Annotated in this window: 18 protein-coding genes; 8 read left to right on the forward strand and 10 right to left on the reverse strand. The window is 44.0% G+C overall.

The annotated features are described in order from the left end of the window. Positions 1 to 132: 132 nt before the first annotated feature. Positions 133 to 1,572 (reverse strand): murein hydrolase activator EnvC family protein, encoded by a 1,440-nt coding sequence (locus N179_RS12420; protein ID WP_023467184.1) that lies wholly within the window; start codon positions 1,570 to 1,572, stop codon positions 133 to 135. A gap of 263 nt (positions 1,573 to 1,835) precedes the next feature. Here N179_RS12420 and mce point away from each other — a divergent pair, with 263 nt between their 5' ends. Further along, positions 1,836 to 2,279, forward strand: coding sequence for a methylmalonyl-CoA epimerase (mce, locus tag N179_RS12425; protein WP_075642964.1), 444 nt, complete (start codon positions 1,836 to 1,838; stop codon positions 2,277 to 2,279). A gap of 41 nt (positions 2,280 to 2,320) precedes the next feature. Here the strand turns inward: mce and N179_RS12430 are convergent, their stop codons facing one another. The 6 genes from N179_RS12430 to N179_RS12450 all read right to left on the reverse strand — a co-directional run bounded on the left by N179_RS12430 (position 2,321) and on the right by N179_RS12450 (position 6,966). Beyond that, positions 2,321 to 2,833 (reverse strand): type 1 glutamine amidotransferase domain-containing protein, encoded by a 513-nt coding sequence (locus tag N179_RS12430; RefSeq protein WP_075642965.1) that lies wholly within the window; start codon positions 2,831 to 2,833, stop codon positions 2,321 to 2,323. A 26-nt stretch (positions 2,834 to 2,859) separates the two neighbouring features. Further along, on the reverse strand, positions 2,860 to 3,033 hold the full coding sequence (locus tag N179_RS17065; protein WP_023467179.1) for a hypothetical protein: 174 nt from the start codon (positions 3,031 to 3,033) through the stop codon (positions 2,860 to 2,862). A gap of 42 nt (positions 3,034 to 3,075) precedes the next feature. Continuing rightward, a complete protein-coding gene (locus N179_RS12435; protein WP_023467178.1) occupies positions 3,076 to 3,510 on the reverse strand; it encodes an organic hydroperoxide resistance protein in 435 nt (144 codons plus the stop codon). A gap of 176 nt (positions 3,511 to 3,686) precedes the next feature. Beyond that, on the reverse strand, positions 3,687 to 5,024 hold the full coding sequence (locus tag N179_RS12440; RefSeq protein ID WP_023467176.1) for a hemolysin family protein: 1,338 nt from the start codon (positions 5,022 to 5,024) through the stop codon (positions 3,687 to 3,689). A 192-nt stretch (positions 5,025 to 5,216) separates the two neighbouring features. Continuing rightward, the gene (locus N179_RS12445; RefSeq protein ID WP_023467174.1) at positions 5,217 to 5,699 is read right to left on the reverse strand and encodes a DUF456 domain-containing protein; all 483 of its coding nucleotides are present in this window, start codon (positions 5,697 to 5,699) and stop codon (positions 5,217 to 5,219) included. A 37-nt stretch (positions 5,700 to 5,736) separates the two neighbouring features. Further along, positions 5,737 to 6,966 carry a DUF2254 domain-containing protein gene (locus tag N179_RS12450; RefSeq protein ID WP_058265741.1) on the reverse strand — a complete coding sequence of 410 codons (1,230 nt, stop codon included), beginning with the start codon at positions 6,964 to 6,966 and terminating at the stop codon, positions 5,737 to 5,739. 181 nt (positions 6,967 to 7,147) lie between these two features. On the opposite strand from N179_RS12450, the gene N179_RS12455 reads away from it, so the two are divergent. Continuing rightward, a complete protein-coding gene (locus tag N179_RS12455; protein ID WP_081637438.1) occupies positions 7,148 to 8,632 on the forward strand; it encodes an aldehyde dehydrogenase family protein in 1,485 nt (494 codons plus the stop codon). Between the two features lie 56 nt (positions 8,633 to 8,688). Beyond that, entirely contained in the window at positions 8,689 to 9,078 is a 390-nt protein-coding gene (locus N179_RS12460) for a tautomerase family protein (RefSeq protein WP_035398885.1), read from the forward strand. A 108-nt stretch (positions 9,079 to 9,186) separates the two neighbouring features. Here N179_RS12460 and yidD read toward each other — a convergent pair whose 3' ends face one another. Further along, positions 9,187 to 9,471 (reverse strand): membrane protein insertion efficiency factor YidD, encoded by a 285-nt coding sequence (yidD, locus tag N179_RS12465; RefSeq protein ID WP_023467166.1) that lies wholly within the window; start codon positions 9,469 to 9,471, stop codon positions 9,187 to 9,189. 104 nt (positions 9,472 to 9,575) lie between these two features. Between yidD and N179_RS12470 the strand changes: the two genes are divergently transcribed. The 3 genes from N179_RS12470 to N179_RS12480 all read left to right on the forward strand — a co-directional run bounded on the left by N179_RS12470 (position 9,576) and on the right by N179_RS12480 (position 13,553). Continuing rightward, complete coding sequence (locus N179_RS12470; protein WP_075642967.1) at positions 9,576 to 10,541, forward strand: quinone oxidoreductase family protein; 966 nt, start codon at positions 9,576 to 9,578, stop codon at positions 10,539 to 10,541. Positions 10,542 to 10,693: 152 nt separating this feature from the next. Continuing rightward, a complete protein-coding gene (locus N179_RS12475) occupies positions 10,694 to 13,012 on the forward strand; it encodes a YhgE/Pip domain-containing protein (protein WP_075642968.1) in 2,319 nt (772 codons plus the stop codon). Continuing rightward, positions 12,999 to 13,553, forward strand: a complete 555-nt coding sequence (locus N179_RS12480; RefSeq protein WP_035398890.1) for a TetR/AcrR family transcriptional regulator — start codon at positions 12,999 to 13,001, stop codon at positions 13,551 to 13,553. Before N179_RS12475 ends, N179_RS12480 begins: the two co-directional genes overlap by 14 nt. A 16-nt stretch (positions 13,554 to 13,569) precedes the next feature. Here the strand turns inward: N179_RS12480 and N179_RS12485 are convergent, their stop codons facing one another. After that, entirely contained in the window at positions 13,570 to 14,205 is a 636-nt protein-coding gene (locus N179_RS12485) for a sterol desaturase family protein (protein ID WP_023467160.1), read from the reverse strand. Between the two features lie 125 nt (positions 14,206 to 14,330). On the opposite strand from N179_RS12485, the gene N179_RS12490 reads away from it, so the two are divergent. Further along, entirely contained in the window at positions 14,331 to 14,609 is a 279-nt protein-coding gene (locus tag N179_RS12490; RefSeq protein ID WP_023467158.1) for a hypothetical protein, read from the forward strand. 35 nt (positions 14,610 to 14,644) lie between these two features. Here N179_RS12490 and N179_RS12495 read toward each other — a convergent pair whose 3' ends face one another. After that, positions 14,645 to 15,379, reverse strand: coding sequence for a metallophosphoesterase family protein (locus N179_RS12495; RefSeq protein ID WP_075642969.1), 735 nt, complete (start codon positions 15,377 to 15,379; stop codon positions 14,645 to 14,647). A gap of 362 nt (positions 15,380 to 15,741) precedes the next feature. Here N179_RS12495 and N179_RS12500 point away from each other — a divergent pair, with 362 nt between their 5' ends. Then, positions 15,742 to 16,764: a PTS sugar transporter subunit IIC gene (locus N179_RS12500; RefSeq protein WP_029340800.1), complete on the forward strand. Its 1,023-nt coding sequence runs from the start codon at positions 15,742 to 15,744 to the stop codon at positions 16,762 to 16,764. The last annotated feature ends 59 nt before the right edge of the window (positions 16,765 to 16,823 follow it).

Consider the following 16,823-nt stretch of genomic DNA (forward strand, 5'->3'; position numbering starts at 1 on the left):
TAGATTATAGCACCCTAATCGTTTCAAAAAAATTTCATTTACATTTCAAGTGAAAACGTTTTTTTGTAATATATATATTTCTTATCAAATATAAAAAAAAGAATCGTTGCATATGCAACGATTCTTCACTGTTTAAAACATAGTCATTGGATTTACTGAGTTAGCTGGACCTGTTGCACTGTAGCTGTATCCACCAACGTGAATTTCGAAGTGCAAGTGTGGACCTGTTGAGTTTCCTGTGCTACCACGTGTACCGATTTGTTGACCTTGGCTGACGCGTTGACCTGCACTAGCGTTCAATGAACTCATATGTGCATAGACTGTCGTATATGTCTTCCCGTTCAATTGGTGAGCAATCATGATGTGATTTCCGTAAGGGCCGCCACCTGATGCTGTAATGACTGTACCAGTTGCAGCTGCAACGATCGGCGTGCCAACTGGACCACCGAAGTCAATCCCGTTATGGAACGTATAACCGTTTTCTCCGCCTGCAGAACCATACCCTTGTGTCACAGCACCAGCAGTTGGATGAATGAAGAGTCCGCCTGATGATGGTGACGGTTTAGGTGTCGCAGGAGCTGACGGTGCTGGCGCAGTTGGTGCTGGTGTAGATGGTTTTGGTGCCGATTGTTTCGTCGAACCAGAAGGTTTTGCTGATTGCGCTGCCTTCTCTTGTGCTGCTTGCTGAGCTGCTGCTTCTTTAGCGGCTTGTTGTTCCGCTTCTTTTTGAGCTGCTGCTTGAGCTGCTTCAGCTTCTGCTCGTGCTTTTGCTTCACGTGCCGCTTGAGCTTGACGTTCTTTTTCGATTCGTGCTTCACGTTCACGCGCTGCTTTTTCAGCTGCAATCGCTTTTTCTTGAGCGATCAAAATTTGCTGGACTTCTTTTGCATCCATCAATTGTGTTTCGAACTTTTCTTTTTTCTTACGTAGTTCTTTTAAGCGTTTGTTCCGCTCTTTTAATTGTGATTCAAGATCCGCTTGTTGACGTTTTAATTCTTTTTTCTCAACGACCAACTGCGCTTTCTTTTCTTTTACTTTTTGTTGCGCATCCGCTAATTGTTTTTGCGTATTTTGGTAATCCGTGATCATTTTATCATCTTGTTTTGAAATGGATTTCCCTGCCATGACACGGCTTACGAGGTCACCAACGTTTTTAGCGCCAAAGATGACTTCTTCCCATTTAATTGAGTTTCCATCATTCTCTTGCATGACACGAAGACGATCACCGAGTAGTTTTTCTTGGCGTTTTAGTTTCGCTTTATATTTCTCGATTTCTTTTCCAAGCTCAACGATTTCACGTTCTGTTGCTTTGATTTGACGATCTTTTGTTTCGACAGCAAAGATTTTTTCGTTCAACGCTTCGTCTAGTCGATTGACTTCTTGTTGTGTTTTAGAGATTTTTTTACCTTCTTGATTAACAGAAGACTCTAAGTTTTTTTGCTTTTTAGCATTGTCTTGTTGCTGTTGTTCGTTTTTGGCTTTCTGTTCACTTAAATCGTCTGCTGCTGCAAAATGAGGTGCTGATGAAAGAACCAGTGCGGAAACGATGAGCGACGCGAACGTTTTTTTCATGTAGTATTCCCTCTTTTTCTGTAGTATATGTTTTATGATTTATCGTAGAATATTTAAGTTAAATTTAAATTCTGTAATCTTTTTTCTTTTTTATAAGAACGTTTTTGATTATAGCATTCATTCCTCTTCCATAATATTTCAGTGATATTTCAATTTAAATAAATCTTTCCTCTTCTATGTAATAGAAACATTTGGAAGGTAACTCATCGTTGCAACTTTGGAGTGTTTTTGGGAAACTGAAGCGAACAGAAGGAGGATGTCATATGAAATTAGACCACACTGGAATTGCCGTTCGCGACATGCAGGAAGCCATTTCATTTTATACAAACGTACTTGGAGGAACCTTAACAAAAGAGTACTCGAATCCTGCGCCTGGTGTTGCTTCCAATATTGCGGTCATCGAGTTCGATGATGCGCACATCGAGTTGTTAACGCCAACAAGTCCGGATAGTCCAATCGCACGTTTTTTAAAACAACGCGGGAAAGGTGTCCACCATATTGCTTATCGTGTAGAGAATTTAGATCAGGCGATTGAAGAAGCAAAACAACGAGGCTTAACATTTTTAGAAGATACGTATCGAACGACGCCGTTCGGACGACGACTGATTTATATGAATCCTCGTCATTCACACGGCGTCATTACGGAACTCTGTGATTATCCAGAAAAACCCCCTAAAAAAAAAAAAAAAAAAAAAAAAAAAAAATAACAACACTGCGTTATCGCAGTGCTGATTTTTGTTCTATACCATTAGCCAAGTTTTGCAACGATTTCCCGGTTGAATGCAGGAATATCATCTGGTTGACGACTTGAGACGAAATTATCGTCGACGACGACTTCTTCATCTGCAAAGTCCACACCAGCATTTTCTAAATCAATTCGAATTGATTTATAACCTGTCATTTTTCTTCCTTTGACGATTTTTGCATTAATCATCAATTGTGGTCCATGGCAGATTGAGAAAATTGGTTTTTTCGACATATCGAATTCTTCGACGAATGAGACAAAACGCTCGTCTTCTCGAAGTAAATCTGGTGAAAAACCGCCTGGAATAAGGAGAGCATCGTAGTCTGCTGCTGAAGTCTCATCAATCGAGAGATCAACATTTACTTTTGCCTCTTCCTGTTTGCCGACGAGTTCTGCACCTTTTTTAACACCAATGACAGTGATCTCGTGCCCTGCTTCTTTTAATGCATCAACCGGTCCTGTGAATTCTACATCTTCAAAATGATCGGCGAGTACGACTGCTACTTTTTTAGACATGTGATTCATCCCCCAAGTTGTTTGATTTAAATCGGATCTTCTCCGCGATCTCGTGGAGAAACCGTATCATCTGGCATTTCGTCTTTTCCTTTTAGGATTTCCTTTTGTTGCTCCTCTGTCAGTTTCCGTTCTTTATCCGACAGACGATCCCGTTCATCTTCAAACTCTTCATTTGGACGATCGGTTTCTTTCGGTGCCATGGAAAACCCTCCTTATGATTCGTCATGATTCGTCGATTATGCTTATAGTGAATCGACGACTTTAACAGAAAGATCAACATCAATGTTGCCACGTGTCGCTTTTGAGTACGGGCAGAAATTGTGTGTCTTCTCTAGTAAGTCTTCGGCTTCTTCCTGCGATACGCCAACGACCTCGACGACGAGTTTCGCTGCAATTTTTACACCGTTATCCGCTTCATCCTGTAAGAGGCTGACTTCTGAATTCGTCCGCGTCTCGACTCGTTTTTTTGCTTGGCGCGCCATTAAGTTATAGGCACCATCAAAACAAGCGGCATATCCTGCTGCGAATAACTGTTCCGGGTTTGATGTCGGAATGTCTTCTTTGCCTTTTGTTCCTGGCATGACTAAATCGAGATTAATGACGTTATCGTCTGAAGCGACTTTCCCGTCGCGACCACCGACTGCAGATGCACGTGAAGTAAGAATGACGTTTGACATGATAGAAAACCCCTTTTCCTGTTGAATTAAAAAATGCTTTTTTTGCCACATAGACAGTAATACCCGTCACTGAGGGAGATAAACACAAGATGTGTCTATCACCTTAGCTAATCATTTTTTAAGTAGACAAAAAAAGACGATGAACTCGAAGTTCATCGTCTTGCACATTCTATTTCTTATCCAATCTCTTCTGTTGCAGTTTCTTCTTGATCAGGCAATTGAAGATAAATCGATTTCACTTGATGATTATCGACTTCCATGACTTTGATCGTGTATTCCTGATAGCGGAATTCTTGACCACTCGACACTTCCGTATCCTGTGCCATGACCCAGCCACCAATCGTATCGATGTCTTCTTCTTCGATTCCTAAGTTAAAGCGTTCATTTAGGTCATCAATCAAGACACGGCCTGAGATGCGGTATAATCGCTCATGAATTTGTTCGATATCTGCTTTCTCATCTTTATCGAATTCATCTCGGATTTCTCCGACGATTTCTTCCAAGATGTCTTCCATCGTGATGACACCAGCCGTACCACCGTATTCATCGATGACGAGTGCCATCGGTGTCCGTTCCACCTGCATTTTCAGCATGGCATCTTGAAGCGGCGAATATTCGGATACAATCGGCAAGTTGTGGATGTAATAGCTTAATGCTTTTCCTTTATTCGCCATATGATCCGTAAATAATTGTTTCGCATTGATGAAGCCAAGGATTTTATCCTTATCTCCTTCTTCCGCTACTGGGTAACGTGTGAACTGATACTCTTCAACGAGGCGAATGATGTCCTCCATCGATGCATCGTTCGAAATCGTGATTAAGTCCGTCCGCGGTAACATGATGTCTTTCGCGATCCGCTCATCGAACGAGAAGATGTTCTGCATGTAGGAAAGCTCAGTCTGGTTGATTTCTCCACTCTTATAACTCTGTGTCATGATGATTTTAATCTCTTCTTCAGAATGGACTTCTTCGTGTCCCGCTGGCTCGACGCCAAACAACCGAAGAATGATTCGTGCTGAACCGTTCAATGTCCAGATGAAAGGTTTCATGATTTTACCGAACCAATATAGTGGTGGCGCGAGTAACATCGTGATCGCTTCCGTTTTTTGAATCGCTAAAGATTTTGGAGCAAGTTCTCCAAGCACGACATGAAGAAACGTTACAATCGAGAATGCAAGAACGAACGAAATGATCGTCGAGACGGAGTTCGGAATGTCAATCTCTTCGAACAACATACCGAGAATCGCACCTACCGTTGATTCTCCTAACCACCCGAGACCAAGCGCTGTCACGGTAATTCCAAGTTGACAGGCCGATAAATAATAATCCAAATTCTCAAGTAGCCTCTTCGCCACTTTCGCAGTCTTGCTTCCTTCTGTAATCAACTGATCGATTCGAGACATTCGCATTTTGACGACCGAAAATTCGGCAGCTACAAAAAAAGCGGTTAAGACGATGAGTAGTGCAATGACGAGTAGCCGAATGATGATCGTCGTCGTGTCGAATGTCTCCATTGAGTGTGTACTGTCCAATCGTTTCCCCGAAGAAAGGGGATTCACCTCCATTAATATAAAGCCAGATGCCGAGGCATCTGGTGGTTTACAGCAAAAAGAAGCTTCAGACTTTCAAAGCTTCCCTACTTTTTCATATTCATACTATAACGGAACTTTCATAAAATGTGTACTTGAAGACATCATTTCAGACCGTCAGACGACATAGAGAATAAAGATTACGATCATGAGTAACATCGCGATTCCCTTTAATAAGGCACTTGATAAGATACCAAGGACTGTTCCGATCCCAACTGAAACCGAGGTTTGCCATGTTTTTTTACTAATGATTTTTTCCGTCAAGATGGCAAAGACGAACGGGAAAATTAATAATCCGATACCTGGCAAAATAAACGGTCCCGCAATCAATCCGACTGTCGTTGCAATCTTAGCCGCTTGTGAGCCTCCTCGTCGATCGACGGTGTAGGCGCTGACGAGATAATCGAGCGTAAATAAGAGAATGATGAAAATCGCTTGAATCACCCAAAAACTAATCGATAGTTCAGAGAACCCGAATCCGAATCCATAAATCAAAAAACCAACTACTAAAATCGGCGCACTTGGGATGATCGGATACACGAGACCTGCAAAAGCGACTAGAAAACAGACGACGATCAGACTCCATAACAAGATTGTCACTTTCTATTCCTCCCTTCTTTTGATTCTCTTGCCCTTTTTACGTCGAAGGGGAGACAAAAGTTTCATTCAACGCCCGATGGATTTGATTTTGTAAAAAATCACGATCCCAGTCGTTCATTGTTTCAAAATGTACTTCCGAACAGATGTATGGAATGAATCGTTGAATCGTTTCATAGTGAGCAGGTAAGGCTTGTCGCTTCATCGTTCCAAGCGACTCGAGCATCGTCGCGAGAACTGAAATATCCTCTGCTCCGTAATGTCGGAGTTGATAAAACGTCGTGTACAACAATTGTTGGTAGGTTTCCCTGACGACGATATGTTGCTGGTCCTTTCCAACAACTAGTACACCATCTGGTATTACGGCATACTGTCGCATTAAGTCACCAATGATCCGAACCGCATGTCTCGCTGTATTCGGATCATTGATTCCTGGAGAAATCGCACGTAAAGCAACTTCACTTAATTTTTCAAGAACAAATGCAAAATCCTGTTCTGAAGATTTCGTCGGTCCAATTAAGATACTTTCATTGATATCCCGGCAAGTCGCCCGTCCGATGGCTTCTCCCTCTGTTACGAATGAGCCGACCGTTCGATCAATATACACGCGGTCTTTCTGATCAAAAGCATCATAATCGACTGCTTGAATATATCCGGTTCGAGTTGCCTGAATAAGATGTGGATAATTTGTCGTCATCTTTCTTTCAGTAATCTTTTGTTCTCCCGATTCTAGATGTTCGACTTGCCGTTTCAATAATTCGTTCCCTTCTTCGTGTAATCGATCCAGTAATGTCGTCACGCGAATCGACTGGCTGACGATATGAATGAATGCGACGAATGCAACGATCGATATCAACACGACGAGAACCGCTACTGTTGAAGCGACGACACTCGTCTTCAAAGCCGGACGAAGAAAAAAGAGCATCGTCATCGAGTAACTGACCGCTCCAATGAATATACCGAAGATGTGTTGCACTTGCCGATTCTCGATGAAGTTAGGCAATGTTCGTGGTGAGAATTGTGATGAATAGGTCGTCAATACGACAAGAATGGTCGAGAACGTGAACGTCATCATGGCGAGCAGTCCGGTAAAAACCGAACTATGGATCGTCTGTGCTAAGCCAAGTGTCGTTTGCCACTCTTTTGGAAACCAGTCTGATATATACACATCTAACCACGTCACGATTCCCGTCAAACCAATCCCAATGAGACCATATAACAATGGCCACCACCAATTGATTTCTCGAGACAGGACTTTCAGCTTCTTCAAAATAAAATTCCTCCTTTTTATAGCACTATACTGATTGATTTCCTGATTTAAAGCGCTTTAAAACCCATCTGACTGACTGACTTTGAGCAATATGTTTGGTCGAAGTGCACGGATGTGTTTTACTTCTTTTCATAACGTGAATAACTTAATTGTTATGAAAACGAATGGGAGATGAAATGATATGGCTCAACAAAACGAAGCTACATTGCATACAGATTTCACGAAAATTTATATTGACGGTCAGTGGCGCACAGGCGCAAGTGACAGCAACATGACGAACACGAATCCTTTCACGGGTGAAGAGCTCTTTACAATCTCTGCAGCGAATCAACAAGATTTAGATGACGCATATGAAGCGGCTCAAGTCGCTCAAAAAGACTGGGCGAAAGTTCCTGCCTTAAAACGCCAAGGCTTGATCGAAAACTTCTTGAAAGTCTTGTACGAGGAGAAAGAAACGATCATCGAATGGTTGATTAAAGAGTCAGGAAGTACACGTATTAAAGCGGAAGGCGAATTCCTTGCTTCTGTCTTGATCGTCAAGGAAGCTGCGACATTCCCACTTCGGATGCACGGTGAAATTCGTCCATCGGTCGTACCAGGTAAAGAAAACCGGATCTACCGTAAAGCACTTGGCGTCATCGGTGTCATCAGTCCATGGAACTTCCCGTTCCACTTAGCTGTACGGTCGATCGCTACTGCTATTGCCATCGGGAACGCAGTCGTTGTCAAACCAGCTACGGACACACCTGTTTCAGGCGGATTGATTTTTGCTAGTCTGTTTGAAAAAGCTGGATTGCCAAAAGGTGTCTTGAATGTCATCGTCGGTCGCGGTTCAGAAATCGGTGATGCTATCGTCGAACATCCTGTACCACGTTTGATTTCATTCACAGGATCAACTGAAGTAGGTCGTCATATCGGTGAACTTGCTGGTAAACATCTAAAGAAAACAGCGCTTGAACTTGGCGGAAACAACGTCTTCGTCGTACTTGATGATGCTGATCTCGATCGCGCGGTCGAATCTGCTGTCTACAGCAAGTTCTATCACCAAGGTCAAATTTGTATGTCGACGAACCGAATTCTCGTCGCTTCTTCGATTCATGATGAATTCGTCGAGAAATACGTTGCTCGTGTAAAAGAGCTACAATACGGTGATCCATCACATGAGCGGACACAAGTCGGACCGCTCATCAACCAATCACAAGTTGAACGAATTCTTGAAGATCTCGAGAAAACAAAAGCTGCGGGTGCAACCGTTCGTGTCGGCGGCGAAGCAAAAGATAACGTCATCGCACCTACTGTCGTCACTGGTGTTACGAATGATATGCCACTCGCTAAAAATGAAATCTTCGGACCGGTTGCTGTCATCATCCCGTTCGATACGGATGAAGAGGCACTCGAAATCGCGAACTCACTTCCATACGGATTGAGTGGCGCTGTCCATGGTTCTTCTATTGAACGCGCGACTGCCTTTGCGCTTGAAGTCGAGACAGGTATGATTCACATCAACGATCAATCGGTCAACGATGAGCCACATATGCCATTTGGTGGTGAAAAAGATTCAGGACTCGGTCGCTTCAACGGTGAGTGGGTACTTGAAGAATTCTCGACTGTCCAATGGTTGTCTGTCATGCACGATCGTCGTCAATACAAACCATTCTTCGAGTAATATATGAGTAGGGTTTTCCCCCTACTCTACATAATTTTGTTAAGGAGTGATTTCACATGCCGTTATTACGATTCGACGTCATTGAAGGACGTTCAGAAGAAGAGTTAAAAACGTTACTCGACACCGCACACGATGCGATGGTCGAAGCATTTGATGTGCCGGAGCGCGATCGTTATCAAATCGTGCATACGCATAAAGCACATGAGATGGTCATTCAAGATACAGGACTTGGATTTGAACGGAGTAAAGATATCGTTCTTATTAGTGTAACGAGTAAAACGCGGACGGAAGAGAAAAAACAACGTCTCTACCACTTACTCGCCGAACGCTTACAAGCAAACTGCGGACTCGCACCGACTGATTTGATGGTGTCGATCGTCGAAAATGATGCAGCCGACTGGAGCTTCGGTCTTGGCGAAGCACAGTTTTTAACGGGTAAACTATGATCGTTTGTAAATAGAACAAAAAGGGACGTATGTTATCGGTAATTTCCGGTAACATACGTCCCTTTATTTGTTCTTACTTCATTAAACAAAAGAGAACCTTCACATGACTTACTCCTTCGTTTCTTCCGCCTTCTCCCGCGGATTTTCCCGTTGCAGCGGTGCTTTCCAACTAAATTGATCAGGTTCTGGAACGAAATCGAGACCACCTGGATGAAACGGTTGGCACCGTAACAATCGACGCGTCGTCAAATAACTCCCTTTTACTGCACCATGACGTTCAATCGCCTCCATCCCGTAATGGGAGCATGTTGGATAAAATCGACATGTGGCTGGCTTCATGGGAGAGATGACTTTCTGATAAAAACGAATTCCTCCCATTAAGACACGTTTCATAACGTCCCTTCTTTCCTCTTTTTTTCTAGTGTAACGCATCTGTCCATCATTTTCAGATGTTCTGCCTTATACTAAAAGCAGATTTAAAAGAAGGATGTGTTGAGATGAAGGCATTAACTTTCCACGAATTTGGAGGTTCTGATGTATTACGCTTCGAAGACGTGCCAACGCCAACAATTACTGAACAGGAAGTTCTGATTGAAATGAAAGCGATCGGTTTGAATTTTGCAGACATCTATCGCCGAAAAGGAAACTATCATTTAGAAGGACAGCCTCCCTATATTTTAGGGTATGAAGGTGCAGGAGTCATCACCGCAATCGGTGTTGCTGTTTCAACGTTCCACGTAGGTCAACGAGTTGCTTTTGCGGATGTCCCGCTTGCGAATGCTGAGTACGTCGCAGCACCCGTTGATAAATTGATTCCGCTTCCTGATGGTATCTCATACGAAACAGCAGCTTCTGTCTTATTACAAGGGTTAACAGCGCATTATTTAACTCGAGATAGCTATCATGTCCAACCGGGAGATGTCGTCTTAGTGCATGCCGCTGCCGGTGGCGTTGGGCAGTTGTTGACACAGCTCATTCGCTTGCTTGGGGCAACTCCGATTGGATTGACGTCTTCTCCTGAGAAAGCACGGATCGCTAAAACTGCTGGCTGTGAATCTGTCTATTTATATTCAGAGAACTGGGTCGAGCACGTACTCGCGCAAACTTCTGGTAAAGGGGTCGATGTCGTTTATGAGTCTATCGGTTCTACCTTAATGGATAGTTTCCATGTCACGAAAGTCCATGGAACAGTTGTCTTCTACGGTATGGCAGGCGGTGATCCTGCACCTGTTGATCCCCGCTTTTTGATGGATACGTCCAAAACATTGACGGGTGGTGATCTTTGGAACGTATTAACATCTTCTGAAGAACGCATCCGTAGATCGGGTGAACTGTTTGATTGGATTCTATCCGACCATCTCACCCTGTCTTCGCCTACAACATTCAGATTATCTGATGGCAAAGCAGCACATGACTTTTTGGAAAGCCGACGCAGCACAGGAAAACTACTTTTGCTCCCTTAACTCGCTTTTTTCGAGACGACTCCCTGCGAGTCGTCTTTTTTATGTGAAATCAAGATTATCGATTGCTTTTTTTTAATGAAGAGAGTAAAGTAAACCTCATCAAAACCTAAAACTCAAACTAGTTTTGAGTTTTAGAAAGGGGATTTGTATTTATGTTTCGCTCAGAATGGAAGAAATTGAAGAGTCCGATGATGATCGTCGTCATTCTCGCCCTCATCCTCGTACCGTTTCTCTACAACTCCATCTTCTTATCTGCATTCTGGGACCCATACGGTCGTACAGAAGATATTAAGGTTGCTATCGTCAACGAAGACAAAGCAACGAAGTTTAAAGGAGAAAAAGTCGACATCGGGGATCAGTTCGTCGACAAACTCAAAAAAAATGATGATTTTGATTGGCAGTTCTTGTCTCAGGACAAAGCCGAAAAAGAACTACGCGACGGAAAAGTCTACATGACGGTTGTCATCCCGAAGAATTTCTCTAAAAATGCAACGACACTACTCGATGATCATCCAAAAAAGATTGAGTTGGAATATTACTTGAACCCAGCCAAAAACTACTCGGGCACACAAATTTCGAGTACGGCTGCCAAACAATTAAACGAAAAGATCCGTAAATCCGTGACAAAACAATACAGTAGTGCGATCTTCGGTGCGTTAAAGAAAATTGCAAACGGTATGGAAAAGGCATCGGACGGTTCTTCTAAACTAGAAGATGGCAACCACAAAACAGCGGATGGTGCTAAAACACTGGCTACGAACCTCGGAAAACTTGCGGATGGCAGTCTGACACTATCTGAAAAGCTCGGGGAAGCAAATCAAGGTTCAAAAAAACTCAGTGACGGTGTCACGACACTCGACGAAAAAACTGCTCTCTTCGCTCAAAAAACGGGTGAGTTGTCTTCTGGGTTGAACACGCTAGACGAAAATGGTGGTAAGTTGCAAGCCGGTGCCGCGCAACTAGAAGACGGAGCAACAAAACTCAGCGGTGGCTCGACACAAGTCCGTCAAGGGGTAGAGCAACTGGCTGCGGGTACGGCTCAGCTCAACGAAAAAATTCCTCAGTTGACGGACGGATTAAATCAACTGGACGAGAAAGCTCAGGCAGCTAATGTATTATTAAATCAATTGAATCAAGATGCTGCACAATCTAAACAAGATCTACGTGCGCGTCGAGAAGCGCTTGAAGCAAATGCCGCTCAACTAAAACAAGTTATTTCCGCTTCTGATCAATTATCAGATGAGGAGAAACAAACGTTACTTGGAACAATTGGAACGTTAGAAGAAAATATTAAAAGCCTCGCTGCGCAAGAAGGGGCAATCGATCAAAGTCTTGCTCAAGCAACCGAAGCGACGAAAAAAATCGGTCAACTTGCTGCTGGCGGTAAGCAAGTCGAGTCCGCCGTATCGCAACTGAACGCAGGTCAAGTAAAACTCGTCGACGGTGCGAAGCAAGTCGAATCTGGCGCACAACAATTAGCAAGCGGACAAAAGACATTCAATGAAAAACTCGGTCAATATACTGCAGGCGTGCATAAAGCGGCAACAGGCGGTACACAACTGGCTGACGGAGCTAATCAACTTTCAGATGGCACACACCAACTCCAAACAGGAGCTAGCGCGTTAACTAACGGGTTAGGTCAATTGGCATCTGGTTCAACTACGATTACAGACGGTATCGGTAAAACGACCGATGGGGCTTCAAAAATCGCGGATGCCAATACGAAACTTGAAGATGGGGCTAAAACGTTGAAGGATGAGCTTAGCAAAGGGGCTAAGGACGCAACTGTCAAGCCTACGAAAGAGCGGGATAACATGCTGGCAGAACCTGTCGTCTTAAAAGAACATGACTATTCGACGGTCAACAACTACGGTTCTGGTTTATCAGCTTACATCCTTAGTATCGCCTTATTCGCAGGTGCCTTGATGTTCTCGTCTGTCTACCAGATTCGTCCAGAACATGGCGAGAGTCTGACATGGCGCTTCCTTGTCGGTAAATTATCACTCATCTTACCGATCGGCGCATTACAAGGTGTCGCAGCGGCTACGGCCATCGTCTATGTTCTCGATTCTGATGTCGCGAGCGTTCCTGCACTCTACGGATTCGCCGCCTTAACAGGTATGACGTTCATCACGATTCTGTTCACGCTCGCGATGCTACTCGGTCGCGTCGGACAATTCCTTGCCTTCCTACTACTTCTGCTTCAAATCGGTGGTAGTGGCGGTACGTTCCCAGTCGAGATGACGCCAAGCTTCTTCCAAGCGATTCACGCCTTCTTACCAATGACGTATTCAGTCGGTGGATTCCGTGAAGCCCTTGGACTTGGTGTGACGGACACCCTCATCTCAAACAGTCAAGTCCTCGCGACCATCCTAGTCGTCGCGTTGCTCATCAGCTTCGTTGGAGGGCTCGGAGCCAAGCGGATTTTACTCTCAACGAAAGTGAGACGAAAACAACATGACACAGTCTGATAAAGAAATACTGATACTAGACTCAGCGATGGCTTGCTTTTCTGAACTCGGTTATAAAGGTACGACGATCGAGCGTGTCGCTCGACGCGCTCATGTCGGGAAACCGACCGTCTACCAACTGTTTGAAAGTAAACTCAATTTGTTCGAATCGCTCGTAACCCGTGTGCTGCAAGAGATGAAAGAAGAAGCAGAACGCGCTTACGTCGAACATGCGACGGTAGAAGAAAATAAGCAAGCAATGATCGATGCTATCGTCTATCATCAGCAACAACATTTGTTCATTCTTCAAATCATTGAAGAAACACGTAATCTTAAATTACAAGAAATGCAAGAATTACGGACACGTATTGAACGACATGTCGTCGAATATCTTAAAACGCTCCTTGAGACTCGCCTTGGACAAGATGATCGTGACGTACCAGTCGATGTCACAGCCTTTCTGATTTTCCGGACGTATATCGCATTGATTGCCGAATGGCCATCGATTGCGCATCCACTTGAGCTCGATACGATTCGTCGTGCCATGCTACGTATTTTATGAATCAAAAAACCGCCGGTCAGTGGATCGGCGGTTTTTCATATTCTCGATTCTTTTCTAAATTCCGTGCCGTTTGACTAGAAGTAACTGTTTTTTCATCCTTCAGTGTGCCAAACAACCAATCTCCCACCGGATTTGACACACCAAACCAGTAGTGTTCATTTTTGAAATGATGTAATAGATGCGTTCTTTTCATCCATTTTCCAAAGCGTGTTCTCGGTTTCAACGGAACGTGTGCCACGTAATGTTTCCATTCATACACAAGCAGCATGACGATCAATCCACTCGCGGCTGCCGCTGTCGAAACGACAGATTGCGTCAGAAAATAGGTCAGAGCAGCAAAGAAACCAAGATTCGGCAAGGAATACCAGACCGGTAAAAACAACAGATGCAGTTCATTCGGATGCGCATGATGATCGTAATGAAGTCGTTTCAACAATTTTCGTCCAAGCACATTTTTAGGCGGTGGTAAATGAAACAAAAAACGATGCGTCAAGTATTCACTGAAGCTAAATACGATCAGTCCAAGACAAAAGAATAATATAGTCGTCCAATGAAACGGCTGAGCAAGGACATAACTACTGACCGCAATCAGTAATACGAGCATCATCAAAATATCCGGAAACAGAAAAAAACGACGATAAATATTTGACATTGGTGCTTTCCCCTTTCTCTTTCGTTACAGCGTATAATCGCACGTTCATCGATTCGTCACGTTTTTTACTTCAAGTCGTGTAGTCATTCTCGCTCCCTCCCTTATACTAAATAGAGAATGGAGTGATGATCACTTTGAGTTTATCGACCGGAATCATCTTCGTGTTACTCGCCTATACACTCATGTCGCTTTACGACATGTGGCAGGTATACCGGATAACGAGCAAGCTTTGGATGTTTGTATTATTTCTTGCAACATTAATCAGTCTCATCGTTGCCTTTTTTGTGGCCCCTGTCCTTGCGCTATTCTTTTACTGGTCACGCCATCCATTGAAACGAAACATCGGTATCGTGTTACTGATTGTCGTTTGTCTTATCTCAATCATGACAAAATTGTCGTCTTGATTGAATTCCTTCATGAACTACTCATGAAGGTTTTTTCATGTCCTACTACCGAAGAAGAGTCGGCGCATCAACTCACGTTCCGGCATCTCCGTCGTTTTGAGAACGTCTAAAAATGGTCGATCATCATATGAAAGCTTCAGGATTTCTGAACGGACTTGGTCCTTCTCCCAATCGATGATTGCTACTGGAGCAATAGCTGTTTCCTGACATCCAAGTGCACCTGGATTAATAAAGAGCGTTTGCTCTGTCTCGACTTGTTGCGCTGGATGATGGTGACCGAAACCAATGATCCGCGCCTCACTTCCAGCAAACAGGACGGATAAGTTTTCTTTCGTTCCATCCACCGCTTGCTTTAACGGCTCTTCACCAATCTTCTTCGTCTGGTCGGCATAAGCATAGTGCGTCAGGTGCATCGTTTGTTCCTGATGCATGATATTTAAGACACGCGGTAAACGTTCCAAATACTTTTGATTTTCTTGCGTCAACGTATCCGCAATCCATTGATGGTGCTCTTTCGCATGGCGGTAACTATCGGGATAGTTCTCCCCATGGATTAAAGCAAGGACACATTCATCATGATTCCCAGAAATCGTTTGAATATCTGGTCGTTGCTTCAATAGATCAATGACTTCATTATGCTCTGGTCCAATGCCGACAAGATCACCGAGACAATAGACGGCATCGATCTCTGGTTGTTGATCAAGATAGGACAATACTGCACGTAATGCTGATGCATTACCATGAATATCTGTAAAAAGCATCACTTTCATGTAAACGCCTCCATTGTTGGTACATTAGGATTTCCCGATGATACCGTGAATTCCTGTCAGATTTCAGGAAAAAATAAATTGTCAGAAAATATTGATTATTAATCAAGAGCATGTTAGGCTTAGAAAAATTCACAGAGAGGGGCACGATCGAATGATTCCGACGCAACAGCCATTTAACCAAGTCGGCCGACTGATTATTCTATGCATGAGGGACTGAAAACTTTTCCGATGATGAAACGGAAATGATTTTTGGGCCCTTCTTTCGATGCATCGAATGAGGCGCCCGCACAGAATGAGTGGCGCCTATCCCAAAAACGGATAGGCTTTTTTCATGGCAAAAAATAGAGATAGATAGAGAGAGGATGACAACGTTGAAAGAATATGCGATGGATCGAATGGTAAAAGTATCAGCTGGAATGGCAAATGCCGTTCTTGTAACACTCGGTGTCGGACTCCTGATTGAGACACTCGGAAATCTTCTACATATCCAAATGCTACTGACGATTGGTGGTGTCGCAAAAGTACTACTCGCCCCTGCACTTGGTGCCGGTATTGCCTTTCAGCTCGGAGGAAATACACTTGTTCTGTTCAGCGCGATGATCGCAGCGACGATCGGTGGTGCCGCTCTTCAATCAACTGCTTCTGGACTCGTTCTTGTACCCGGTCAGCCGATCAGTGCGTTACTCGCAGCTGCCGTCGCTGTATACGTCGGAAAACGTATGACTGGAAAAACGAAATTTGACATGATGGTCATCCCGATGAGTGCTGTCCTTGCTGGCGGCGTGACTGGAATCGGTGCTGCTGCCGTCACGACACCACTCCTTACAAAATTCAGTGCCATGATCACAGCATCCGTTGAATCATCTCCAATCGCAACTTCTCTTGTCATCGCACTCATCTTTAGTGTCTTATTGATGTCTCCTGCTTCGTCCGCTGCACTCGCTATCGCTTTGCAACTTGATCCTGTAGCAAGTGCCGCTGCACTGATTGGCTGTTCCGCTCAATTCGTCGGCTTCACGTTGATGGCATACCGTCAGACGGATCCAGGTGGTTTGATTGCTTCATTCTTTGTAACACCTAAAGTACAATTCCCGAATATCGTTAAAAATCCACGTCTTGTCGTTGCACCGTTTCTCGCAGCGATGATTTCAGCTCCTGTCGCGACGCTTCTTCTCTCTTTGAAAGTACCGTACGAACTCGCAGGACTTGGATTAAATTCGATGATTGCCCCACTCAATATTTTCGTCAACCAAGGTCCTCAGGCGTTCCTCGTCTTCTTCTTGACTGGTGTCGTTCTACCTGGCGTCTTGACGCTCGTCTTCTATCGATTGACGACCGTCGCAGGGTGGACGAAGCGTGGCGATCTTCATCTTGAAATTCAATAAAACAATTTACCTCCCTTCCAACTATTCCTGATTGATTTCGGGAATAGTTTTTTTAACGC

This window comes from Exiguobacterium indicum HHS 31 (assembly GCF_001939065.1).
In the GTDB taxonomy this organism is placed as follows: Bacteria; Bacillota; Bacilli; order Exiguobacteriales; family Exiguobacteriaceae; genus Exiguobacterium_A; species Exiguobacterium_A indicum.